At 71.4% G+C, this 20,209-nt stretch carries 25 protein-coding genes; 6 read left to right on the top strand and 19 right to left on the bottom strand.

Going from position 1 to position 20,209, the window contains the following annotated elements:
• Positions 1–3: 3 nt before the first annotated feature.
• Positions 4–1,230 carry an aminotransferase class V-fold PLP-dependent enzyme gene (locus ELQ39_RS17400; protein ID WP_190003039.1) on the bottom strand — a complete coding sequence of 409 codons (1,227 nt, stop codon included), beginning with the start codon at positions 1,228–1,230 and terminating at the stop codon, positions 4–6.
• A gap of 224 nt (positions 1,231–1,454) precedes the next feature.
• Between ELQ39_RS17400 and ELQ39_RS17395 the strand changes: the two genes are divergently transcribed.
• Positions 1,455–2,150 carry a FadR/GntR family transcriptional regulator gene (locus ELQ39_RS17395; protein WP_225642917.1) on the top strand — a complete coding sequence of 232 codons (696 nt, stop codon included), beginning with the start codon at positions 1,455–1,457 and terminating at the stop codon, positions 2,148–2,150.
• Between the two features lie 231 nt (positions 2,151–2,381).
• Here ELQ39_RS17395 and ELQ39_RS17390 read toward each other — a convergent pair whose 3' ends face one another.
• Together ELQ39_RS17390 and ELQ39_RS17385 are read right to left on the bottom strand one after the other, a co-directional pair.
• Complete coding sequence (locus ELQ39_RS17390) at positions 2,382–4,508, bottom strand: aminoglycoside phosphotransferase family protein (RefSeq protein ID WP_242592627.1); 2,127 nt, start codon at positions 4,506–4,508, stop codon at positions 2,382–2,384.
• A gap of 256 nt (positions 4,509–4,764) precedes the next feature.
• Positions 4,765–5,643 (bottom strand): winged helix-turn-helix domain-containing protein, encoded by an 879-nt coding sequence (locus ELQ39_RS17385; protein WP_242592625.1) that lies wholly within the window; start codon positions 5,641–5,643, stop codon positions 4,765–4,767.
• A 184-nt stretch (positions 5,644–5,827) separates the two neighbouring features.
• Here ELQ39_RS17385 and ELQ39_RS17380 point away from each other — a divergent pair, with 184 nt between their 5' ends.
• Positions 5,828–6,010, top strand: coding sequence for a hypothetical protein (locus ELQ39_RS17380; protein ID WP_242592623.1), 183 nt, complete (start codon positions 5,828–5,830; stop codon positions 6,008–6,010).
• On the opposite strand, the gene ELQ39_RS17375 is transcribed toward ELQ39_RS17380, so the two are convergent.
• Positions 6,001–6,726 carry an HAD family hydrolase gene (locus ELQ39_RS17375; RefSeq protein WP_242592621.1) on the bottom strand — a complete coding sequence of 242 codons (726 nt, stop codon included), beginning with the start codon at positions 6,724–6,726 and terminating at the stop codon, positions 6,001–6,003. The genes ELQ39_RS17380 and ELQ39_RS17375 overlap by 10 nt on opposite strands.
• Positions 6,727–6,755: 29 nt before the next feature.
• Positions 6,756–7,640 (bottom strand): GntR family transcriptional regulator, encoded by an 885-nt coding sequence (locus ELQ39_RS17370; RefSeq protein ID WP_242592619.1) that lies wholly within the window; start codon positions 7,638–7,640, stop codon positions 6,756–6,758.
• A 201-nt stretch (positions 7,641–7,841) separates the two neighbouring features.
• On the opposite strand from ELQ39_RS17370, the gene ELQ39_RS17365 reads away from it, so the two are divergent.
• Positions 7,842–8,030 carry a hypothetical protein gene (locus ELQ39_RS17365; RefSeq protein WP_190003044.1) on the top strand — a complete coding sequence of 63 codons (189 nt, stop codon included), beginning with the start codon at positions 7,842–7,844 and terminating at the stop codon, positions 8,028–8,030.
• A gap of 61 nt (positions 8,031–8,091) precedes the next feature.
• Here ELQ39_RS17365 and ELQ39_RS17360 read toward each other — a convergent pair whose 3' ends face one another.
• Entirely contained in the window at positions 8,092–9,006 is a 915-nt protein-coding gene (locus ELQ39_RS17360; RefSeq protein WP_190003045.1) for a GntR family transcriptional regulator, read from the bottom strand.
• Positions 9,007–9,181: 175 nt separating this feature from the next.
• On the opposite strand from ELQ39_RS17360, the gene ELQ39_RS17355 reads away from it, so the two are divergent.
• Positions 9,182–9,367 carry a hypothetical protein gene (locus ELQ39_RS17355; RefSeq protein ID WP_190003046.1) on the top strand — a complete coding sequence of 62 codons (186 nt, stop codon included), beginning with the start codon at positions 9,182–9,184 and terminating at the stop codon, positions 9,365–9,367.
• Between the two features lie 170 nt (positions 9,368–9,537).
• Here ELQ39_RS17355 and ELQ39_RS17350 read toward each other — a convergent pair whose 3' ends face one another.
• Positions 9,538–10,794, bottom strand: a complete 1,257-nt coding sequence (locus ELQ39_RS17350) for a GNAT family N-acetyltransferase (RefSeq protein WP_242592617.1) — start codon at positions 10,792–10,794, stop codon at positions 9,538–9,540.
• A 59-nt stretch (positions 10,795–10,853) separates the two neighbouring features.
• Positions 10,854–11,501 (bottom strand): RsiG family protein, encoded by a 648-nt coding sequence (locus tag ELQ39_RS17345; RefSeq protein WP_242592615.1) that lies wholly within the window; start codon positions 11,499–11,501, stop codon positions 10,854–10,856.
• 177 nt (positions 11,502–11,678) lie between these two features.
• On the opposite strand from ELQ39_RS17345, the gene dtd reads away from it, so the two are divergent.
• A complete protein-coding gene (gene dtd, locus ELQ39_RS17340; protein WP_093547299.1) occupies positions 11,679–12,104 on the top strand; it encodes a D-aminoacyl-tRNA deacylase in 426 nt (141 codons plus the stop codon).
• Between the two features lie 27 nt (positions 12,105–12,131).
• Here the strand turns inward: dtd and ygfZ are convergent, their stop codons facing one another.
• Genes ygfZ through ELQ39_RS17325 form a run of 3 tightly spaced genes read right to left on the bottom strand, consistent with a single transcriptional unit; the run spans position 12,132 to position 14,169 of the window.
• Positions 12,132–13,097: a CAF17-like 4Fe-4S cluster assembly/insertion protein YgfZ gene (gene ygfZ, locus ELQ39_RS17335; protein WP_242592613.1), complete on the bottom strand. Its 966-nt coding sequence runs from the start codon at positions 13,095–13,097 to the stop codon at positions 12,132–12,134.
• A gap of 9 nt (positions 13,098–13,106) precedes the next feature.
• Entirely contained in the window at positions 13,107–13,544 is a 438-nt protein-coding gene (locus ELQ39_RS17330) for a Fur family transcriptional regulator (RefSeq protein ID WP_019524010.1), read from the bottom strand.
• Between the two features lie 49 nt (positions 13,545–13,593).
• The gene (locus ELQ39_RS17325) at positions 13,594–14,169 is read right to left on the bottom strand and encodes an FABP family protein (protein ID WP_190003050.1); all 576 of its coding nucleotides are present in this window, start codon (positions 14,167–14,169) and stop codon (positions 13,594–13,596) included.
• A gap of 286 nt (positions 14,170–14,455) precedes the next feature.
• Between ELQ39_RS17325 and ELQ39_RS17320 the strand changes: the two genes are divergently transcribed.
• Positions 14,456–14,818: a DsrE family protein gene (locus ELQ39_RS17320; RefSeq protein ID WP_190003051.1), complete on the top strand. Its 363-nt coding sequence runs from the start codon at positions 14,456–14,458 to the stop codon at positions 14,816–14,818.
• Positions 14,819–14,823: 5 nt separating this feature from the next.
• Here ELQ39_RS17320 and ELQ39_RS17315 read toward each other — a convergent pair whose 3' ends face one another.
• The 8 genes from ELQ39_RS17315 to ELQ39_RS17285 form a co-directional block, all read right to left on the bottom strand.
• Positions 14,824–15,084 carry a DUF3099 domain-containing protein gene (locus ELQ39_RS17315; protein ID WP_033277836.1) on the bottom strand — a complete coding sequence of 87 codons (261 nt, stop codon included), beginning with the start codon at positions 15,082–15,084 and terminating at the stop codon, positions 14,824–14,826.
• A 71-nt stretch (positions 15,085–15,155) separates the two neighbouring features.
• Positions 15,156–15,443, bottom strand: a complete 288-nt coding sequence (locus ELQ39_RS17310; RefSeq protein WP_004986406.1) for a DUF1416 domain-containing protein — start codon at positions 15,441–15,443, stop codon at positions 15,156–15,158.
• 32 nt (positions 15,444–15,475) lie between these two features.
• Positions 15,476–16,321 carry a sulfurtransferase gene (locus tag ELQ39_RS17305; protein ID WP_190003052.1) on the bottom strand — a complete coding sequence of 282 codons (846 nt, stop codon included), beginning with the start codon at positions 16,319–16,321 and terminating at the stop codon, positions 15,476–15,478.
• Positions 16,322–16,442: 121 nt separating this feature from the next.
• Positions 16,443–16,550 (bottom strand): putative leader peptide, encoded by a 108-nt coding sequence (locus ELQ39_RS32710; protein ID WP_350328463.1) that lies wholly within the window; start codon positions 16,548–16,550, stop codon positions 16,443–16,445.
• A 184-nt stretch (positions 16,551–16,734) separates the two neighbouring features.
• Positions 16,735–17,475 carry an LmeA family phospholipid-binding protein gene (locus ELQ39_RS17300; protein ID WP_225627122.1) on the bottom strand — a complete coding sequence of 247 codons (741 nt, stop codon included), beginning with the start codon at positions 17,473–17,475 and terminating at the stop codon, positions 16,735–16,737.
• Between the two features lie 407 nt (positions 17,476–17,882).
• Positions 17,883–18,953, bottom strand: coding sequence for a hypothetical protein (locus ELQ39_RS17295; protein ID WP_242592610.1), 1,071 nt, complete (start codon positions 18,951–18,953; stop codon positions 17,883–17,885).
• A 2-nt stretch (positions 18,954–18,955) separates the two neighbouring features.
• Positions 18,956–19,210, bottom strand: coding sequence for a MoaD/ThiS family protein (locus ELQ39_RS17290; RefSeq protein WP_242592608.1), 255 nt, complete (start codon positions 19,208–19,210; stop codon positions 18,956–18,958).
• Positions 19,211–19,250: 40 nt separating this feature from the next.
• On the bottom strand, positions 19,251–20,159 hold the full coding sequence (locus tag ELQ39_RS17285) for an alpha/beta hydrolase (RefSeq protein WP_242592606.1): 909 nt from the start codon (positions 20,157–20,159) through the stop codon (positions 19,251–19,253).
• Positions 20,160–20,209 lie beyond the last annotated feature (50 nt).

The raw sequence follows: 20,209 nt of genomic DNA, 5'->3' as shown, positions 1-20,209 counted from the left end.
GGATCAGGGGCGGGCGGCGCGGGCCCACTCGCCGAGCACGGGCACGCACCGCTCGGCGAAGTACTCGTAGTCCTCGGCGGTGTTGTAGAGGTGCGCGGACAGCCGTACGTAGCCGATGCCGCCGAAGGCGGTGAACGCGGCCTCGACGCCCAGCTCCGCGGCGGCCCGGTCGCGCAGGGCGTCCGCGGCCTCCCGGCGGTCGGCCAGACCGTCCGGCAGCCGCACCAGCCGCATGCCCGGCACCGGCATCCCGACGTCCACACGGGCGTCCTCGCCGGTCAGCGCGGTGACGGCGGCGGCCACGACCCGCTCGCCGTACCCGGCCAGCTCGTCCATGTAGCGGCGGGCCGCGTCCCAGCCCCAGGTGCGGTCGACGAAGTCCAGCGCGCTCTGCGCGGCGAGGTAGTTGGTGGCGTCGAGCGTGCCCTGCTGGTCGAAGCGGTCCGGGTACGGGTCGGGCGCGCCCCAGGAGTCGATCAGGGGGTGGAGGCCGTCGCGGAGCGGTCCGCGGGCGACCAGGGCGGCGGTGCCGCGCGGGGCGCAGGCCCACTTGTGGAGGTTGCCCGCCCAGAAGTCGCAGGTCAGGCCGGAGAGAGGGGCGGGAAGCAGCGCGGGCGCGTGGGCACCGTCGACGAGGAACGGCACACCGCGCCGTGCCGCCTCCGCGCCGATCCGCTCCACCGGGAACCGGCGGGCGGTCGCCGAGGTGATCTGGTCGACGACCAGCAGACCGGTGGCGTCGCCTACCTCCGCCATGACCGCCTCGTACGCCTGCTCCTCGTCCGCGTCCAGCGGCACCCGCGCGGTGCGCACCCGGCCGCCCCAGCGGCGGGCGAGGCGTTCGGCGCCCATGGTGACGGCACCGTAGCCGTGGTCGGTGACGACGATCTCGCCGCCGGCCCTCTTCTCCAGGCCGGCGTGGACGACGCTGACGCCGGCGCTGGCGTTGGGCACCAGGGCCAGGTCGCCCGCGTCCACGCCGAGGAACGCGGCGAGGCCGGTCCGGGCCGCCGCGATCCGTCCCGGCAGCTCGGGGAACCACACGACCGGCGCCCGCTCCATCTCCGCCCGCAGCGCGTTCTGCCGCTCCTGGGCGACCAGCGGGACGGCGCCGAAGGAGCCGTGGTTGAGGTGGCGCAGGGCGGGGTCCAGCGACCACGCGTCCGCCGCGGGCCGCCCGTCGGCCAGCAGCAGGGGGCGGGGCGCGGTGCTGACGTCGGTCTCGCTCACATGACTCCCATCCGCGAGGGACATCGGACCATCGGGAGACCCGAAGGCCGAGACGTATGATGACTCGGGATGTTGGCATGGTGTTTTCGGCCATGACAAGACCTGTGAGCCACTAGAAATCAGATGACTCTGGAATGTGCCGCGAAAGACATCTGATCTCTCGTCCCGCTACAGTTCACTCGGGCGGGGGCGCGGCGGACGCGGACCGTCAGGGGAGGCAACGGATGTCGGCAGTCGACAAGGCGTTCCACGGCCTGCGCCACATGATCGCCACGGGGCGGCTCGGCGCCGGGGAGCGGATTCCGCCGGAGGCGGACCTCTGCGAGGAACTCGGCGTCTCCCGCGGCTCGTTGCGCGAGGCGGTACGGATGCTGGCGGCGCTGGGCGTGATCGAACCGCGCCACGGCTCGGGCACGTACGTCTCGCAGCTCCGCCCCGAGGACCTGATCGGCAGCCTCTCCCTGACCCTGCAACTCCTGCCCCTGCCGGGCCTGCTGGAGGTCTACGAGATCCGCCGCGTCCTGGAGGCGCACGTGGCGGCGCAGGCGGCGGCGCGGGCCACCCCGGAGACGATCGAGACGCTGTTCTCCCTCATCGAGGCGATGGAGGCCACTCAGGACCCGACGGAGGCGTCCGACCTGGACCACCGCTTCCACGCGGAGATCGCCCGCGCGGCCGGCAACCCCACCCTCGCCTCCCTCCTGGCGGTGTTCCGCGCCCGCTCCCGCAAGTACCAGGTCTTCACCCTCCCCGAGGGCCCCGACCTGCGCCGCAAGAGCGACGCCGACCACCGCGTCCTCGCGACGGCCATCGCCGACCGTGATCCGGGTGCGGCGGCGGGCGCGGCGGAGGCGCATGTGGCGCAGACGGAGCGGTGGCTGAGGGCGCTGGAGCCGCCGGTGGAGGACGAGGGGGCGTGAGCGGCGCTCCGGCCGGCGGGCTGGGTCACGCGGCTGCGCGCACTTCGAGACGTGTGGTCCGGTTGATCTGGTCCGCGATGTCGGACAGCGCGCCGACGCGGGCAGGGACCGTCACAGGCTGCTCGAAGTCACGCCTCCGCCGGCCGGCCCGCTCCGGCATCCGGAACCCCCTCCGCACGTGGACTTGCCGGGCTCCCCACCAGGCATGTGCAGACCTTTGACAGGATCCCGCTAGACCAACGTCCGGGCCAGATAGGGATTGGCTGTGGCCCGCACCGGCAGGCCGAGTGCTCCGTTGGCGACGGCCAGGGTCACCGCGTACGAGGCGACCGCGCGGCGGACGTTGGGGGCGTCGAGGCTCGCTCCGGTGACGATGCGGTCGAGGTCGATGTAGGCCGAGCGGACGACCTCCAGGCGCCGGTACACCTGCCAGTCCTTCTGCCAGTCGCGCGTGTACGCGGACGGGAGGTTCCGCTCCCAGCGGCGGAACATGCGGTCCCGGATCTCCGGGCGGGTCGGGGTCAGGTGCATGTGCCGGACCAGGTCGTACAGGGGGTCGCCGATGAGCGCCATCTCCCAGTCGATGATGCTCAGGCCGCCATCTCGTCGCACCAGGTTCCAGGGGTTGAGGTCACCGTGGAGAAGGGAGGGCTCCCGGTGGCTGACTTCCTGCCGGGACAGGATCTGGTCGAGCCGTCCGGCGTCCGGAAGTCCCAGCTGCCGGGCGAGCTGCTGGGTCTTTCTGGGCAGCTCTGCGACGAGGCGCACCAGCTGGGCCGTGAGCCAGCGGTGAAAGCCCCACTCGCCGGCCGTCGGGTCGATCCGCTTGTAGTCCACCCGGGTCAGGGCGCACAACTGGTCCACCAACGCGTCCGCCTCGTGGGGCAGAAGACCGTGCACGGGATGGTTCGGAGGGCGGTCGACGTCCTCCGGGCCCATGTAGGTATGGATCGCGAAGCGGTCGTTCGGGTGCGTCTCGCCCAGTGCCAGGGCCTTGGGCGCGTTCACGGCGACCTGAGCCTCCTCGATGCTGCGCAGCACGGCGTGCTCGCTGAGGAAGTGCGGCTCCCGCCGGGTGACGTCGGGCAGCCTGCGCCGTACGACGACCGGATGGCAGACCCCGGGGACCCGGACCACGGTGTTGAGGTGGGCCGTGCCCTTGAAGACGCGACTGGCCGGAGCCGCGCCCTCCACCGACAGGGCTTCGAGGACCTCCCTGTCACCGAAGTCGTCCGGCGGTGCCAGGCGCCGGTCCGGCGACCACTCGACGACCTGGGCGCCACGCACCCCGCGCGACGCGAGCCAGCGGAACAGGGCGCGCTCGATCTCCTTCGGGCCGGGAACACTCCGCAGGCACAGCGGCCGCGCGGCCGCGCGCAACGCCCGGTCCACCTCCGCCGTCGCCTCGTCCAGGTTCTTCTGCGAGTACGCGTGCTCGAGGGACTGCGCCGCCCGCATCACGTCCGGAAACACGGACTGCGCGCGCTCGAAGTCGAGGTAGTGCTGGAGGTCCTTGGCCAGCCCGTTGACCGCCGCGGGGCGGATTCGGCGCATGGCCTCTTCCCAGGCGCCGATCACCTCCGGCCACTGGTGCTCCGGGTAGCGCATGCGCACCAGGTGGGTGGCCAGGTCGTGGAGCGGGTCGCCGTAGGTCGCCAGCTCCCAGTCGACACAGATCAGAGGAAGCGATTCGCCGTAGGAGACGATCACATTGTCGCGGTGCAGGTCGGCGTGGAGCAGGCTGTACGGCCGCCGCGCCATGACGGGGGTGCGCTCGGCTAGCCGGACCAGGGCGTCCTCAGGGATGCCGAGCGCCGCAAACAGCCCACCGAACGCCGTCCAATTGGGCCGGCGGATCTGCTCGTCCGCGAGGTGGGCGAGGGTACGCAGGAATGCCTGGCTGTCGGTGTCGTTGCTCGGCCAATGAGGCGGCAGGGGCGGCAGAGAGCTGCGTCTCACCCGGGTCATCTGAGCCAGCAGTCCGGTCAGTGCCCGCACGAGCAAGGTGTCCAGGGGCTTGCCGTTGGCGCAGATGCTGGACAGCGGAACGCCTTCCACATAGCTGTGGACGGCGAAGTCCGGTCCCTTGGCGAGGCACTGCGGCACGTGCGGTAGTACGTCCTTGACCGCCCCGAGGATTTCTTCCTCGTTGTCCCAGGTTCTGATCACCACCGGCAGGGCCTCGACCCTGCGGATGCGCACGGTCACCGATGTCCCCGGCTCACGGCCGACCAACCGCGCCTCAGGATCGTTCAGTGCCAGCACGTAGTTCTGGTTGTGATGACCGCTGGCGGCCGTACCGCACAGCGTGGCGCGTTCCACGAGACCCCGGAACCGGTCGTCCTGCGCAGTGGGCACCCCGAGGGCCGGTCGGGGAATGGGTGGTGCGCCCACTGGCCGCTCCGTGACGTACGAGGGAAACACATATGACGGTAGGCATGCGACCTCCGTCTCCGCATGCGGAAGTCAACCGCACGGCGTAGGGCGACGGGCAGCCGGGTGTCACCCAAGTGCCCGAGTCACGGAGGCCCGTCCCAGTCGCTGATGTGCTCTCTGGTACGAACGAGGGAGCAGCTTTTACTCAATCGGTGGCCGGAATCGTACAGCACCGCGGTTACTGGGTGAGGTGATTCCACACGGAGTCGAACCACTGCTGCATGCTGTCCACGAACACGGTCCCGGGGGCGCCGGCATCGGCCGGATTCTTCACATGGTGGGTGAGGGTCGCGCCCAGCCCCAGCACGTCCAGCGCGGTCACCACCTCACCGTCCGTCAGCTCCAGCTGCCGCTCGATGATCTCGTACATGCCATGCAGCGCCTCGACCTCATTGAGCAGGTAGAGCTTGAAAGTCGGCGTCAGGGGGGCGTGCCGGACCTGTACGTCGACGGACGGGACCAGCCTTTCGGTCCGCAGGTCCCGCAACGCACCGACCAGCGAGGCGGTGTGCGTCTCGGTGATGCGCAGCAGTCGCTCCCGCATCCGGGAGTCGTCCACATCCCCTTTCACCCGCGGATACGGCAGCGGAAGTGACGGGTCCGGAAGGAGCATACGGAGCGTGATGCGCTGGGGCGAGATAAAGCCACCGCGGATGCGCTCCGACTGGAGCCGGATGTGGGCGTCGAGGGACTCCGACGTCAGGGTGTAGACGTCGAGCGTGACCTCCGGCCGCTCGAAAGCCTCGCTGATGAAGGGGGCCAGCGTCACCTGGCCGCGCACGCGGGTCGCCTTGGCCGTCGACGACTGTATGCGCTGGACCTTGACCACCCGCGAGCCGCTGCCCCGCCGGGACTCGATCCAGCCCTCGTTGGCCAGCTCACGCAGCGCCCGCTGCAGCGTGTCCCGGGACACGCCCAGCTCCATGGCGAGGGCGCGCTGCGCCGGCAGGAAGGAGCCCAGGGGGTAGACATGCCCGATCCGCGCGCGCAGCTCGTCGGCGACCCGCTGGGCCTCCCGCCCGCCACCGCCGCTTGACTCGCCACCCCTCCCGGCCACGACCGGAACGTACCGCTTTCGGTCCACCGGCAAACCAACCGTCCACCCTTTTCCTCTCCGGGCGGAGGGTCGGTTAAGGGATCAGCCGGTCCGGGCAGACAACTCTCAGGCCAACCAGGCCAATTGGACCGAGATTTGGGGCGCATCCGGACGGTGCCGGAAGTGGAGGGGAGATGGTCGGCTCATGTACCGCCTTCAGTTGATCACAGCGCTCGGCAAGCTGCTGATGAGCCTGCTGACCGAGACGCGGCTGGGTGTGATCGGCCTGCTCCTGCTCCTTCTCGTCGGCGTGGGCATACGCACCCGCCGGGAGGGACTCGCCCTCGGGGCGGCCGTGTTGCTCACCGCGCTGATGATTCAGGCCTGACCGGCCTCCCACACCGCCTTCAGCACCGGCTCCAGCGAGCCGACGATCATCTCCGCGCCCGCCTCCCGCAACAGCTTGTGCTTCCGCTCGTTCCGCGCGTACCCGAGGAACGGCACCCCCGCCGCCCGCGCCGCCTGGAAGTCGGACGGGGTGTCCCCGATCATCAGGGCCGTCGGCGGGGCGGCGCCCATCGCGTTCAGGGCGCGGTTGATGCAGTGCGGATGCGGCTTCAGGTGGCGGAGTTCCTGGGTGCGGCCGTAGATGTGCGGGGCGAAGCACGGCAGCACCTCCCGGGACGTCAGGTACTCCTTCACCACCCGCGGTGAGTTGTTCGTGGTGACGGCCAGGCGGGCGCCCACCGCCGTCCAGGTGCGGACCAGGGGGTCGGCGTACGGCGTCGGCCGGGCGGAGGCCGCGGCCTTCAGTTCCTCCTGCGTGAGACGTTCCTCGAGCTCCGCGACGAGGTCGCTGCCGGGGTGCCGTCGGTCCACCGCGCGCAGGACGACGTGCGGATCGAGGGACTCGCGCGCGGACTCGTCCAGCAGCCCGTGCAGTCCCCGGCCCTCCAGCCACTCCACCAGGTCCCGGGCCACCCGCTCGGCGGAATGGCCCGCGAACAGCCGGCAGACGGGGCCGTCGAAGTCCCACAGCACGACTCGGGCGCCTTCGATCAGGTTCCGCAGGTCGTTCGGTTCCGTCTCGGTCTCGGTTGTCACCGATTCAGTCTGCTGCGTCTCAGAAGTCACTAGGAGAGTGTCAGGTCCGTCGTGATGGTTTCCCAGAGGGCGTCGAACCACTTCTGGGATTCCTCCACGAACGCCTGGTCCCGCCGGCCGGCCCGCTTGGCGAAGGAGAAGAGGAGCGAGGCGGAGCCGAGGGCGTCGTACATCTCCAGGGTCCGGCTCTCCCACTCCTCCTCGCGCCGGGTCAGCATGTAGTAGCCGATCAGCGCCTCCTCGCCGTTGAGCAGGTACAGCTTCACCGGCGGGGTGAAGGGCAGCGCCCGGAAGGACACGCGCACGTCGATGCCGTGCGTCGCGCGCAGGGCCTGGAGGTTGTGCTGGAGCACGCGCGCCTGGGAGTTGCGCTGGGCCAGCCACCGATCGTGCACCGCGTCCTCGTCGCCCGCGTCGCGGCCGTCGACCGGCACGGGGAAGGCGAGGTTGATCCGCCGGGACGGCAGCATGATGCGGACGTCGATCGCCTCGGGGCGGATGCGGCCCTCGTGGATGTGCCGGACCGGCTCGCCGACCGCCAGCATGAAGCTCTCCGCGGTGAGGCACACGGCGTCGATCCGCACGCGGGGCGTGGAGAACGCCTCCGTCAGCCGGGGCGCCAGCCCCACCATCGTCGGCTGGGGCTCCTCACGCGCCGGGGCGGGCGCGGCGATCCGGGGCGGGCTGCCCTTGCTCACGTTGCTGAGGAGCCCGTCGTCCTGAAGGGCGCGCAGGGCCTGGCGGACGGTGCCGCGCTCCACGCCGAACTCCTCGGCCAGCTCGGCCTGCGTGGGCAGCCGGTCGCCCGCCTTCAGTTCACCCCCGCGGATGCGTTCCCGCAGGATGTCGGCGATCTCCTGGGCCGAGAGCCTGCTGCTGCCGTTCACTGACACGTTCTCCTGGGCCACGACCAAACGCTACAACTTTGATCCATCTAAGGGCAGTTGTTTGAAAGTTGTTTATGAGTAGGAGCCAAGTGGGGACAACTCAAATGGAGTTGGTTGCCAACTTGGCGGAGTTGGCGGAAGTTAGCGTTCCGCTCATCAGCCCCCACCGCCTCGGGGCCGCCCGCACCGTCACCCCGTTCCACCGTCTCCGCCCGAAGGGGGTACACCATGCCCGTCATCGCCCTGATCTCCGCCGTCGTCGTCGTCACCGTCGAGCAGCTCGTCCAGTGGAGGTACGGCGCGGCCGGCCTCCTCGGTCTGCTGCTGGTCACCGTGGGCATCCACGCGAAGCGGCCGGGCGTCAGCTCTGCCGGAGCGGTGCTGCTCGCGCTGCTCGTGGCCCGCCCCGCCCTGTGACCGGCCCGCCCGGGCCGCCACGGGACCGTGGCCGGCCCCTGGCCGTTCCCTGTGGGAGACGTCAGTCCGTGAGCTCCAGCTCCGAACTGATCGTCTCCCACAGTGCGTTGAACCACAGGTGGGACTGTTCCACGAAGGCCGTGTCGCGCAGGCCGTCGCCCTGCTCGAAGGCGAACAGCATCGACCGTACGCCCTGGGCGTCGTACGTCGGCAGGCTCTCCTCACCGATCTGCGCCTCGCTGCGGGTCACCGTGTAGTAGGCGAACAGCGCCTCGGTGTTGTTGAGCAGATACAGCTTCACCGGCGGGGTGAAGGGCAGCGCCCGGAAGGACACGCGCACGTCGATCCCGTGCGTCGCGCGCAGGGCGAGCAGGTTGTGGCGGAGCACCTGCCCCTGGGCGTTGCGCTGGGCCAGCCAGCGCTCGTGCACCGGGTCGTCGTCGCCCTGCCGCCCGCCGACCGGCACGGGGAAGGCCAGATCGATGCTCCGGCTGGGCAGCAGCACGCGGACGTCGACCTTGGCCGGTTTCAGCCGCCCCGCGTAGATCTGCCGCAGCGGCTCCCCGATGGCGAGGGTGAGGGAGACGGCGGTGAGGCAGACGGCGTCGATCTCCACGTGCTCCGCCTCGAAGGCGGAGGCTATCCGGGGTGCGAGCGCCACCGTGGTGGGCTGCGGCGGGGCCGCGGGGCCCGCCGGGGCCCGGTCGGCCCGGTCCGCGACCGTCGCGGGCGCCCCTTTGGAGACGTTCGTCAGCAGATGTTCCGACTGCAGGATGCGCAACGCACCCCGCACGGCCTGCCGCTCGACGCCGAACTCGGCGGCCAGCTGCGCCTGGGTGGGCATGCGCTGGCCCGGCCGCAGCACTCCGGACCGGATCCGGGCGCGCAGCTCGTCGGCCACCTCACGATGCGTCCGCTGTGGCCGCTGTGGCTTCTTCCGTCCATTGACGGCGGCATGTTCCGGCTCCACGGCCAAACACTACAACTTCCCGCCATCTTACGGCAGTTCAGCGAAGGGTGGTTATAGGACTCTTCCAAGTGGAGATAACTAAGAACAAGTTGGTCACCAACTCGCCCAACCTGGTAGACCCACACAGGGGTTGGCTCACCAGGAGGGTGGTGGGGAGGCCGCCGGACAAAGGGGGACCGCCATGCCGCTCATCGCCATCGTCGTCGCCGCACTGGCCATCGGGTTCGAGCAGCTCGTCCAGTGGAAGTACGGCCCGATGGGGATCATCGCCTTCGTCGCCCTCACGGTGGGCATCAAGGCGCGCAACACCGTGATCAGCGGCATCGGCGCGGTCATCCTCGTGATGCTGTTCGCCCAGTCCGGCTGACGGCACTCCGCACGGACCGCCGGCCGGGCTCCCTTCCGGAGGGGAGCCGGGAGCCCGCCGACGGGCACCACCACAACCACAACTGAACAGCTCGCTACGGATGCACGAGCACGCCCGCCCGTCACCGGCGGAAGGAGGAGACGGTACCGAAGGGCGCGGAAGCTCCGCGCTCAGAAGATGTCCGGGCACCACGGTCGCCTGGACGTACGCAGCAGGGCGTCGGCCTGACGGGCGGCGCCCGCTCGTTCTTCCCGGACCCGGCCCAGCGCCGCGAGCCGCACCGCGGACTCGTCCCCGAGCCACAGCGTCGCCAGATCCGCGACGTCCAGGGAGAGATCAGGGTTGTCCGTCGTCGGCGCGCAGGTGCCGGCGCCGTCCGCCGACGCCTCCAGCCGGTACCGCCCGCCGGCCAGGCCGCCCGCGTCGGCCACCTCCAGCACCAGCGCACCCGCGGCCTCGTACGTCCGCGCCTCCAGGGCCCGTACGACGTCCAGGATGCGCACCCACAGCCAGTCCGCCTGCGTGGTGACGGCGGCGGCGCGCGGGTCGGGGAGGACGTGCGGAAGCAGGTCGTCGGGGGCCCGGTAGCCGCTCTTGACCCGGACCACCCAGTCGATCGAGCACAGGTAGCGCCACAGCGCGCGCTCGGCGGCCGGGGTCACCCCGATCAGCCACTTCACCTTGGCGGTGTTCAACGGCTGCTTGGCGTCGCCCCAGGTGTCGTCCGTGGTGTACGCGGCCATGCCCTGGACCTCACCGGCGGCCGAACGGTGGACCACGTGGAACGGCTCGTGGAACGTCGCGTGGAAGCGCACGGCGCCGGTGGCGAGCTGCCACCACAGCTCGTCGCGGCTCACCGCGCCCGGCTGGGACCGGCGCAGCCGCTCGTGCAGTTCGGGGCCGAGCTTGCGGACGTCCTCGGCGTCCACCAGGTCGATCCGGCCGCCGTCCTCCGGGCCCGCCCAGCGCGGGTCGAGCCCGGCGCGCGGCACGTCGATGGTCCACTCGGTGGTCCAGGTGGCCGGGCCGAAGCCGTACCGCCCGTAGATCGGGTACTCGGCGGCGATCAGCGTGGCGACGACGTCCCCCCGCTCCTTCGCCGCCGCCAGGTCCTGGGCCATCATCCGCGTCAGCAGGCCGCGCCGGCGGTGGGTCGGGGAGACGGTGACGTTGGTGACCGCGTCGGCCGGGACGGCCGCCCCGCCGGCCACGGTGAGCTCCTGCGCGAAGGAACGGAAGGTGGCGACGCACCGCCCGTCGTCGATGGCGCCCACCGTGCGGCCGGGCACGAACTGGGCCCGGCGCGCCTCGAGCAGTTCCTCGCCGAGGGTCGGCTCGCGCAGGAACCCGATGTTCATGGCCCGGCTCCAGTCGGCGAACTCGGATTCGTCGATGGGGCGTACGTCGATGTCGGCACGGGAGGTCATGGGGCTCACGTTAGGTCGGCCCCCGGGCGGGTGTCGACGTGGTTTCGCTCGCCCTCGCGTCACATCAGCAGGTCGTCGACCTGTGCCTCCCCCTCCCGGTAGCGCCGGGTGATCTCCGCCCCGCACGCGTCGGCGGTGCGCTGCAGCCGCTGCCGCCGGCGCGACACCCGCTGCTCGTGCCCCACCAGCCGGCCCATCGCCGTGTGCAGCTCGCCGTCCGTGCGCGCGCCCAGGTCGGAGAGCTCCACCTCGGCGAGCATCTCGGAGGCCAGCCGGCGGTACTCCTCGCTCCGCGGTGTGCCCAGCGTCAGATGACGCGCGGAGGACCGGTGACGCGCGGGGGTGTCCCGCAGGATCTCCGGCAGCCGCTCCACGACGGAGGCCTCCCCCGGCGCGACGGCCGCCGGCGCCCCTCCCGGCAGGTCACGCCGGGCCAGCTCCGCGCGCAGGATGTCGATCCGCCCCTGCAGCAGCCTCCGTACGTAGCTGAGGTCGGCCTCGTCCCGCTGCGCGTCCCGCCGCATCGTCCGCAGCTCGGCCAGGCTCAGCCCGGTCAGTTCGTCCTCCGCCCCGTCCCCGGGCAGCGCGGGGCTGTCCGTGCGCTGCACGGGCGGCCGGCGGAACTCCCGCTCCCCGGCGCCCCCTTGGGTCAACTCCTGGGCCAACGCGACAGCCGCGGACGACTGTCCGATCCCCGATGTGCTCATGTGCCTCAACCGTCCCCTCGACCGGTATGTGCCAGCATCGTGCCACCCCTGGCGGCCGCAATGTGAGCGAGTGGCCCCGATCCGCCCCAGATGGGCGCTAAGGAGTAAAAATAGCCCGACCGGGGTGGATCGCGGGCCGCCGTCGGGCGTCTGTTCGCGGACCGGCATCATGGGCGTATGCGTGCAGTGGTGCAGAGGGTGGACGGCGCGAGCGTCGTCGTGGACGGCGAGACCGTGGGGGAGATCGAGGGCGAGGGCCTGTGCGTCCTGGTCGGCGTCACCCACGAGGACACCAAGGAGAAGGCGGCGCAGCTCGCCCGCAAGCTGTGGTCGATCCGGATGCTGAAGGACGAGAGATCCTGCAGCGACGTCGGCGCCCCGCTCCTGGTGATCAGCCAGTTCACCCTCTACGGGGACGCCCGCAAGGGCCGCCGCCCCACCTGGAACGCGGCCGCCCCCGGCGACCTCGCCGAGCCGCTGGTCGACGAGGTGGTGGCGCAGCTGCGCGCGCTGGGCGCGACGGTGGCGACGGGCCGGTTCGGCGCGCAGATGCGGGTGTCGCTGACGAACGACGGCCCGTTCACCGTGCTGCTGGAGATGTGAGCCGCACCGGGCGTACGGCTCGGGAACTCAGGGCTCGACGACGGTCTCCTGCGCGGCGGCCGTGTCCCCGGCGAGCAGCCTGGCGTCGACGGGGACGTTCCGCTTCACCAGGGCGAGGGCGACCGGGCCCAGCTCGTGGTGGCGTACGGAGGTCGTGATGAAGCCGATCTTCCGGCCGTCCGGGCCGTCGTCCGCGAGGCGCAGCTCGGTGCCCGGCACGGGCAGATGCACCTCGCTGCCGTCCAGGTGCAGGAAGACCAGCCGGCGCGGCGGCTTGCCCAGGTTCTGGACGCGGGCGACGGTCTCCTGGCCCCGGTAGCAGCCCTTCTGCAGATGCACGGCGGAGCCGATCCAGCCCAGCTCGTGCGGGATGGTGCGGTGGTCGGTCTCGAAGCCGAGCCGGGGACGGTGCTGCTCGACACGCAGCGCCTCGTAGGCGAGAAGACCGGCGGCGGGGCCCGCCTTCCGCGCGAACTCCTCCAGCTCGCCGCGGGGCAGGAAGAGGTCCCTGCCGTACGGCGTCTCGCGCACCGCCACGCCCTCGGGCGCCTCGGCGATGGACCCGGCGGGCAGGTGCAGCACCGCGATGTCCTCGGTGCGGTCGGCGACCTCGACCCGGTAGAAGAACTTCATCGACTCCAGGTACGCGACCAGTGCCTCCTGGGTGCCGGGCTCGACGTGCGCCCAGGTCGTCTCCCCGTCGTCGACCAGGTAGAGCGCGTGCTCGATGTGGCCGTTGGCGGACAGGATCAGCGCCTCGGTGGCCTGGTGCGGGGGCAGCTCCTGGACGTGCTGGGTGAGCAGCAGGTGGAGCCAGCCGAGCCGCTCGGGGCCGGAGACGGTGACGACCCCGCGGTGGGACAGGTCGACGAAGCCGGTGCCGTCGGCGAGGGCGCGCTGCTCACGGAACAGGTCGCCGTAGTGGGCGGCCACGCCTTCGTCCACGCCCTCGGCGGGGACGGCGCCGGGCAGGGTCAGCAGGGGGCTTTTCATACGCCTAGCCTACGACTCGGTAGTTGAAGTCTTCAGGGAACAGTCCTGGCACCGGCCGAAGATCGCGAAGTGCTTCATGTCGGTGTCGAAGCCGAAGGTGTCCCTCAGCTTCTCCGTGAACTCGGCGGCCACCTCCACGTCCGCCTCGATCACCTTGGTGCAGTCGCGGCAGACCAGATGCAGGTGGTGGTGGCGGTCGGCGAGGTGGTAGGTCGGCGCGCCGTGCCCGAGGTGGGCGTGGCTGACCAGGCCCAGCTCCTCGAGGAGCTCCAGCGTGCGGTACACGGTGGAGATGTTGACCCCCGACGCCGTCTTCCTCACTTCCACGAGGATGTCGTCGGGGGTCGCGTGCTCCAGGGTGTCGACGGCTTCGAGCACGAGCTGGCGCTGGGGCGTCAGCCGGTAGCCGCGCTGCCTGAGGTCGCTCTTCCAGTCGGTGCTCACCACACCCACGAGTCTAGGGCCTGGCCCCCGGAGCGCCCCGGGGCCGGAGGGCCTACTTGAAGAACGCGATGCCGTCGTCCGGCATGTCGTCGGGCAGGGCCTTGGCCCAGCGCTCGACCTCCTCCGGCGTGACGACCTTCTTCAGGTGCGCCGACATGTAGGGGCGCAGCTCGACCTCGGGGGTCTGCTTCTCGCCGACCCACATCAGGTCGCTCTTGACGTAGCCGTACAGCCGCTTGCCGCCGGTGTACGGACCCGAGGCGGCGGTGCGCGCGACGGCGTCCGTGACCAGGTCGATCTGCGGCTTCTTCTCGGCCATCTCGCCGTACCAGATCTCGACGACGCCGTCGTCGCGGACCATGGTCACCTCGATCTTGCGGTCGGCGTCGATGCGCCAGTAGCCGTGCTCCGACTCCAGCGGGCGGACCTTGTTGCCGTCACCGTCGAGCACCCACGTGCGCGAGGTGTACTCCAGGAAGTCCCGCCCGTCGTGGGTGAAGGTGACCTCCTGGCCGAAGTTGCACTTCTCGGCACCGGGGAAGTCGTGCACACCCGCACCTGCCCAGTTGCCGAGCAGGAACGCGAGCGGGACGAGGTCCTTGTGCAGGTCGGACGGGATCTCGATCATGAGAGGTACTTCCTGGCGTCGGTGATCAGCGCTGGCCCTGGAACAGCTTCTTCACGGTCAGCCCGGCGAAGGCGAGAACGCCGACGGCGACGAGGACCAGCAGGATTTCGAAGAAGATGATCACGGGGCGCTCCTTGAGCGGGGGTGCGAGGGTGTGCACAGGGCCGGCCCCCAGCTTACGCGGCCGGGCGCGGCGCCCGTCGTGGGAGGTGCCGCACCCCGCGCGTGCTGCACGCCGACGACGGCCGGGGACCGGAGTTGCGGCGATCATGACTACGATTCGGTCATGGCGAAGAAGCTCGTGATCAAGGTGACCGCCGGTGCCGACGCACCCGAGCGCTGTTCCCAGGCGTTCACGGTGGCCGCGGTGGCGGCGGCCAGTGGGGTCGAGGTGTCGCTGTGGCTCACCGGGGAGTCGGCGTGGTTCGCGCTGCCCGGGAGGGCCGCCGAGTTCGAGCTGCCGCACGCCGCTCCGCTGCCGGACCTGCTGGACTCGGTGCTGGCGGCCGGCAAGGTCACGCTGTGCACGCAGTGCGCCGCACGCCGGGACATCACGGAGAAGGACGTGATCGAGGGCGTGCGGATCGCGGGCGCGCAGGTCTTCGTGCAGGAGGCCATGGCGGACGGCGCGCAGGCCCTCGTGTACTGACGGGCCTACCGGGGGCCCTTCCTGCCGTCCAGCTCGTCCCACCACTCGTCGGACTGCGGGTCGCCGGAAGGGTCGTCCCACCAGCGGTCGTCGGGGCCGCGCCGGTTGGCGACGATCGCGGCGACCGGCGGGATCACCATGGCGACCAGGCACATCGCGACGGCGGCGGGCACCGACCAGAGGCGTACGACGCCCCACGCCAGGACGAACAGCCCGATGCAGCCGCCCATCATGGCGAAGTAGACATGACGCCTGCGCGCGTACATGTCTCCAGCGTAGGTCCGGACATGCCGAAGGGCCGCGTCCGGACGGACGCGGCCCCTCGTACGGGCCCTGCTCAGACCGCGATCGCGACCTCGGCCAGGCCGCCCTGCTGGGCGACGACCGTGCGGTCGGCGGTGCCGCCGGGCACCAGGGCGCGGACGGTCCAGGTGCCTTCCGCCGCGTAGAAGCGGAACTGTCCGGTCGCGGAGGTGGGGACCTCCGCGGTGAACTCGCCGGTCGAGTCGAGGAGACGGACGTATCCCGTCACCGGCTCGCCGTCACGGGTCACCTGACCCTGGATGGTGGTCTCACCGGGCTTGATCGTCGAGGCGTCCGGGCCGCCGGCCTTCGCACCGCACATGTCTTACTCCTGAGAGGTCGGTCGGGGAGGGATCACTTGCCGGGGCCGAGCTCGATCGGCACGCCGACGAGAGAGCCGTACTCGGTCCAGGAACCGTCGTAGTTCTTGACGTTCTCCACGCCGAGCAGCTCGTGGAGCACGAACCAGGTCAGCGCGGAGCGCTCACCGATGCGGCAGTAGGCGATGGTGTCCTTGGCGAGGTCGACGTTCTCCTCGGTGTAGAGCTCCTTGAGCTCCTCGTCCGACTTGAAGGTGCCGTCGTCGTTGGCGTTCTTCGACCACGGGATGTTCTTCGCGCTCGGCACGTGGCCGGGGCGCTGCGACTGCTCCTGCGGCAGGTGGGCCGGGGCGAGCAGCTTGCCGGAGAACTCGTCGGGCGACCGCACGTCGACCAGGTTCTGCGCGCCGATGGCCTTCACGACGTCGTCGCGGAAGGCGCGGATGGACGTGTCCTGCGGCTTGGCCTTGTAGTCCGTCTTCGGGCGCTCCGGCACCTCGTCGCCGGGGACCAGCTCGCGGGCGTCGAGCTCCCACTTCTTGCGGCCGCCGTCGAGGAGCTTCACGTTCTCGTGGCCGTAGAGCTTGAAGTACCAGTACGCGTACGAGGCGAACCAGTTGTTGTTGCCGCCGTACAGGACCACCGTGTGGTCGTTGGCGATGCCCTTGTCGGACAGGAGCTTCTCGAAGCCGGCCTGGTCGACGAAGTCACGGCGGACCGGGTCCTGCAGGTCCTGGGTCCAGTCGATCCGGATGGCGTTCTTGATGTGGTTCTTGTCGTAGGCGGACGTGTCCTCGTCCACCTCGACGATCGCGATGGTCGGGTCGTCCAGGTGCTCCTGGAGCCAATCGGCGTCGACCAGGACGTCGCTGCGAGCCATGCTGTTCTCCTCCGGGGCAGTTGCGGGGGCGTGCGGATACGGGGGTGCGCGGCGCCCGGGCCGGGGCGGCGCACGGGTCCCCTGGTCAGGGAACGGGGATGCGGACGGAGGACGCGTCCGCTCAGAAAGTGCGACAGAGCATGGCGGCGACACGGCACAGGTCCACTGCCCGCCGCTTCGTGAGATCCGCCTGTCCCCTCGGACGGAGGACGCTCGTCTGACACTGCATGAGGACGATCGTAGGGACGGACGAGGGGCCCTGTCACCGGCGTGTCGCATACTGAGACGAGATCGTCCAACCACCGATACGGCGACCAGGAAAACCGCTCGCCCGAGCGCTCGCGCCCCCACTCCTGCCGCCGTCCCATCTGTCCAGCGGACGCGACCGTCTCGCCCACCGGACACACACTCGCCTACCCGGCCAGGCGTACGTCCTTCCCCGTCACCGTCACGTCCACACCGTCCGCGGCCGCCCGGACCTTCTCCAGGCTGATCCCGCCGGGCAGTCCGTCGATCTTCTGCTCGAAGTCGGTGATCCGCCGCACCCGCGACTCGGCGATCTCCACCCCGCCCAGCACCGGCAGCGCGTCCGCCCGCACCCGCACGGTGTTCCCGTCGACGACGGTCACCGAGCTGAGCACGGTCACCGGCTCGGGCAGCTTCGTGCCGAGCACGGTGGTCTCCAGCGCGACCTTGATCTTCCCGTTGCCCCCGTCGGACAGCGCCACCACCTCGGCGGTGATGCCGGGCGCCACCTGCGTGGGCTCGGCCTTGGCGTTCCTCAGCAGCTCGTCGTAGGCGACGGTCGCCGTGCCGGTGGCGCTGTCGGCGACGGCGGAGCCGAAGTCGCCGGAGAACTCGACGCCGCGCAGATCCGCCCGGAGGTCGGCGATGCGGATCGTCCTGCCGCCCTCGCCGGCGCCGGCCTCGTAGTCCGAGATGCCGACCCGCACCTCGTCGAACGAGCCGCCGAGCACCTGGGTGAGGAAGGGGAAGCCCCGGATGTCCACGTCGGGGGTGGAGGCCAGCCCCTCGGAGGCGCGGACGCGGTCGGCGGCCTCACCCTCGGCGAAGTGGACGGCGACGCGGTCGACGATCACGAAGATGCCGCCGAGTACCACGGCGACGACGAGCAGTATTCGCAGTGCGCGCATGCGGAGTCCCCCACCTGACGTGTGCCCGTACCCGACGACCGGCGGCCGCCCTCACGCGAGCGTAGTGCGGGGGTGGTGGGGGAGCCGGGGATTGTGGATCACCTGTGACAGGCGCTCGGTGCCGGCCGGCTTCGCTCGAGCGGGAGGTACCCCCCAGCGGCACGACTGCCCGCAGTTGCCGGGGCGTCCCCGCCACCGGTGTCGGCGTAGCCGTGTACGGCGGGGAGGGGACGGGGTGGGGGCGGGCGCCCGCAGCGGCCGGCGCGTCCACGCCCCGCACCTCTCCAGCCGGCACTCTCGCGCCGGACCGAGGACGCCCGCCCCCACCCCGGCCCCGCACCACAACCCCACCGTGGGCGCTACAGCAACCCCCACCGGACGAAACGATGCGCCGCAGGCCTCGGACCTCAGCCGAACATCCGTCCCAGCGTGTACACGACCGGACCCGCCGCCGCCAGCGGCAGAGCGACGCCCGCCGTGAAGTGGACGAAGCGGGACGGGTAGTCGTAGGAGGCCGCCCTGTGGCCGATCAGCGCGCAGACCGCCGCCCCGGCCCCCAGCAACGCCCCGTCCGACGTCATCCCGCCGACGGCGTACCCCGCACCGGCACCCGCCGCCAGCGCGATCACCACCGATGCCGCCGTCGCCACCGGCAGCGCCCGCACGACCGTCGCCGCCGCCACCGCGACCGCCCCGACAACCACGGCGTCCGAGTCCGCCGCGAGGTAGCCGCCCGCCGCGATCGCCAGCGCCGCCGCGACCACCGTCGCCATCAGGCCGTACATCCGCTCGTCGGGATCCGCGTGCGACCGCAGCTGCAGCACCAGCGACAGCAGCACCCACACGCCCAGCGTCCCGAGGATCACCCCGGGCGACCGGTCCGAGAGCAGCATCGCCGCGTCCGCGACCAGCGCCCCCAGGAACCCGAGCGCGATGCCCTGCCGCGCCGGCCACATCCCGTTGAGCCGGAACCACCCCGCCGCGGTCACGCCCTGCAGCACCACCAGCGGCACGAGCAGCGCGTACGTACCCAGCGCGGCGCCGCCCGCCAGCAGCAGGCCCAGCACCGCCGTCAGCACCGCGGGCTGCATCCCGGGCTCGATGACCGGCGACCGCCCCTCGGCCCGGGCGCGCTGCGCGTCGGTGATCCGGGCGTTCCCGGCGAGGGTGGCGGGTCCGTACTCGGGCTCCGGTTCCCCGGCGGCCACGGGAGCCGGCTCGGGAACCCGCACAGGAGCAACAGGAGCCACCCCCTGCGGCGGCAGATACGACGTCTCCTCAGCCGCCGCCACCGGCGGCTGCATCTGCGTCTCCCACGTCTGCCCCTGCCACTGCTGCGTGTGCTGCTGATCCGCGTACGGATCGTCGTACCCCTGCCCCGGCCACGCCTGCGGCTGGGACTGCGGCTGCTGATAAGGCGTACGCGGCGGCTCCTGCGCCCCGTAGCCATAACCCCCGCCGTACGGCTGGTTCGTCATTCTCACCCTCCTGCGAACGGCGGAAGCACCTCGACCGTGCCGCCGTCGGCCAGCCGTACCGTCTCATGCGCGCGCTTGCCCACGGGGTCGCCGTCGACGAGGAACGAGCACCTCAGCAGCACGCGCGCCAGCTCGCCGGGATGCCGTTCGCGCACGGCGGCGAGCGCGTCGGCGAGCGTGCCCGCCTCGTACGGCTCCTCGGCCACCCCCGCGGCGGCCTTGGCGGCGGCCCAGTACCGCACCGTGACCTCTGCCATCTGCTGGTTCCTCGATCGGTTGACGGTGAACACGGTCAGGCTAGCCCGCCCGGGCGGCCGCCCAGTCCCCGATCCTCCTCAACAGCGGTTCGGGCGCCGCGTTCTCGGCGTGCCCCATGCCGTGCTCGACCCACAGCTCCCCGTGCTCCCCGGCGGCGTCCGCCAGCATCCGCGGATGGTCGAGCGGGAAGTAGGCGTCCTGGTCGCCGTGCACGACCAGCAGCGGTGTCGGCGCGATGCGGGGCACGGCCTCGACGGGGGACAGCGGCACGGGGTCCCACTGCCGGTGGTGGATGCGGGTGCGCAGCCCGTACCGCCCGACCAGTCGCCCGGAGGGCCGCGTCACCAGCCAGTGCAGCCGCCGCATGGGCGCGGTCCCCCGGTAGAACCAGCGCGCCGGCGCGCTCACGGAGACGACGGCGTCGACGCCACCGGCGTCGAGCGCCGCGTGCCGCAGCACCACCGAACCGCCCATGGAGAACCCCACGGTGACGACCCGCGTGTGCCCCAGCTCCCGCGCCCACGCGACCGCCGCGGCGAGGTCGAGCACTTCACGGTCGCCCACGGTGGAGCGTCCGCCGGACCGCCCGTGCCCGCGGAAGGAGAAGGTGACGACGGCGCCGTACCGCGCGAACACCTGGGCGACGCGCCGCACGTGGGGGCGGTCGGCGTCCCCGGTGAAACCGTGCGCGATCACGAGAACGAGCCTTCGGGAAACGTCGGGAATCCCCTTCCCGGAACCGTTCGGCGATCCCTCGTCCGCGCGTTCGTATACGGCCTTCCCCGGGTCGTACACAACACATCCCGGCTCGTATACGGAATCGATCGCCACACCGTCCGCCGTGCGCAGGAACGTCCGCATTGCCGCGCCGTCCCGTGTCACATTCAGCGTCTCGGAATATGGACGAACGGTGGATCGCGCCACATGACCTGCCGCATCGGTGCCCATGTCGGCTATTCTGCTGCGAAGAGGACTCGGGCAGCGAAGCCCCCGGGTCC

This window comes from Streptomyces sp. GB4-14 (assembly GCF_022696125.1).
GTDB lineage: Bacteria > Actinomycetota > Actinomycetes > Streptomycetales > Streptomycetaceae > Streptomyces > Streptomyces werraensis.
Note: the sequence above shows the minus strand (reverse complement) of the source record. Positions and strands in the feature narration are given on the sequence as shown.

Excerpts from the sequence above, each read along its gene's own strand:
- ELQ39_RS17320 (WP_190003051.1), top strand. The coding sequence starts at position 14,456 with ATGGCGAAGAAGCTCGTGATCAAGGTGACCGCCGGTGCCGACGCACCC.
- ELQ39_RS17350 (WP_242592617.1), bottom strand. The coding sequence starts at position 10,794 with ATGACCTCCCGTGCCGACATCGACGTACGCCCCATCGACGAATCCGAG.
- ELQ39_RS17305 (WP_190003052.1), bottom strand. The coding sequence starts at position 16,321 with ATGGCTCGCAGCGACGTCCTGGTCGACGCCGATTGGCTCCAGGAGCAC.
- dtd (WP_093547299.1), top strand. The coding sequence starts at position 11,679 with ATGCGTGCAGTGGTGCAGAGGGTGGACGGCGCGAGCGTCGTCGTGGAC.
- ELQ39_RS17325 (WP_190003050.1), bottom strand. The coding sequence starts at position 14,169 with ATGATCGAGATCCCGTCCGACCTGCACAAGGACCTCGTCCCGCTCGCG.
- ELQ39_RS17295 (WP_242592610.1), bottom strand. The coding sequence starts at position 18,953 with ATGACGAACCAGCCGTACGGCGGGGGTTATGGCTACGGGGCGCAGGAG.
- ELQ39_RS17395 (WP_225642917.1), top strand. The coding sequence starts at position 1,455 with ATGTCGGCAGTCGACAAGGCGTTCCACGGCCTGCGCCACATGATCGCC.
- ELQ39_RS17355 (WP_190003046.1), top strand. The coding sequence starts at position 9,182 with ATGCCGCTCATCGCCATCGTCGTCGCCGCACTGGCCATCGGGTTCGAG.
- ELQ39_RS17290 (WP_242592608.1), bottom strand. The coding sequence starts at position 19,210 with ATGGCAGAGGTCACGGTGCGGTACTGGGCCGCCGCCAAGGCCGCCGCG.
- ELQ39_RS32710 (WP_350328463.1), bottom strand. The coding sequence starts at position 16,550 with ATGCAGTGTCAGACGAGCGTCCTCCGTCCGAGGGGACAGGCGGATCTC.
- ELQ39_RS17285 (WP_242592606.1), bottom strand. The coding sequence starts at position 20,159 with ATGGGCACCGATGCGGCAGGTCATGTGGCGCGATCCACCGTTCGTCCA.
- ELQ39_RS17345 (WP_242592615.1), bottom strand. The coding sequence starts at position 11,501 with ATGAGCACATCGGGGATCGGACAGTCGTCCGCGGCTGTCGCGTTGGCC.
- ELQ39_RS17365 (WP_190003044.1), top strand. The coding sequence starts at position 7,842 with ATGCCCGTCATCGCCCTGATCTCCGCCGTCGTCGTCGTCACCGTCGAG.
- ELQ39_RS17310 (WP_004986406.1), bottom strand. The coding sequence starts at position 15,443 with ATGTGCGGTGCGAAGGCCGGCGGCCCGGACGCCTCGACGATCAAGCCC.
- ELQ39_RS17300 (WP_225627122.1), bottom strand. The coding sequence starts at position 17,475 with ATGCGCGCACTGCGAATACTGCTCGTCGTCGCCGTGGTACTCGGCGGC.
- ygfZ (WP_242592613.1), bottom strand. The coding sequence starts at position 13,097 with ATGAAAAGCCCCCTGCTGACCCTGCCCGGCGCCGTCCCCGCCGAGGGC.
- ELQ39_RS17315 (WP_033277836.1), bottom strand. The coding sequence starts at position 15,084 with ATGTACGCGCGCAGGCGTCATGTCTACTTCGCCATGATGGGCGGCTGC.
- ELQ39_RS17380 (WP_242592623.1), top strand. The coding sequence starts at position 5,828 with ATGTACCGCCTTCAGTTGATCACAGCGCTCGGCAAGCTGCTGATGAGC.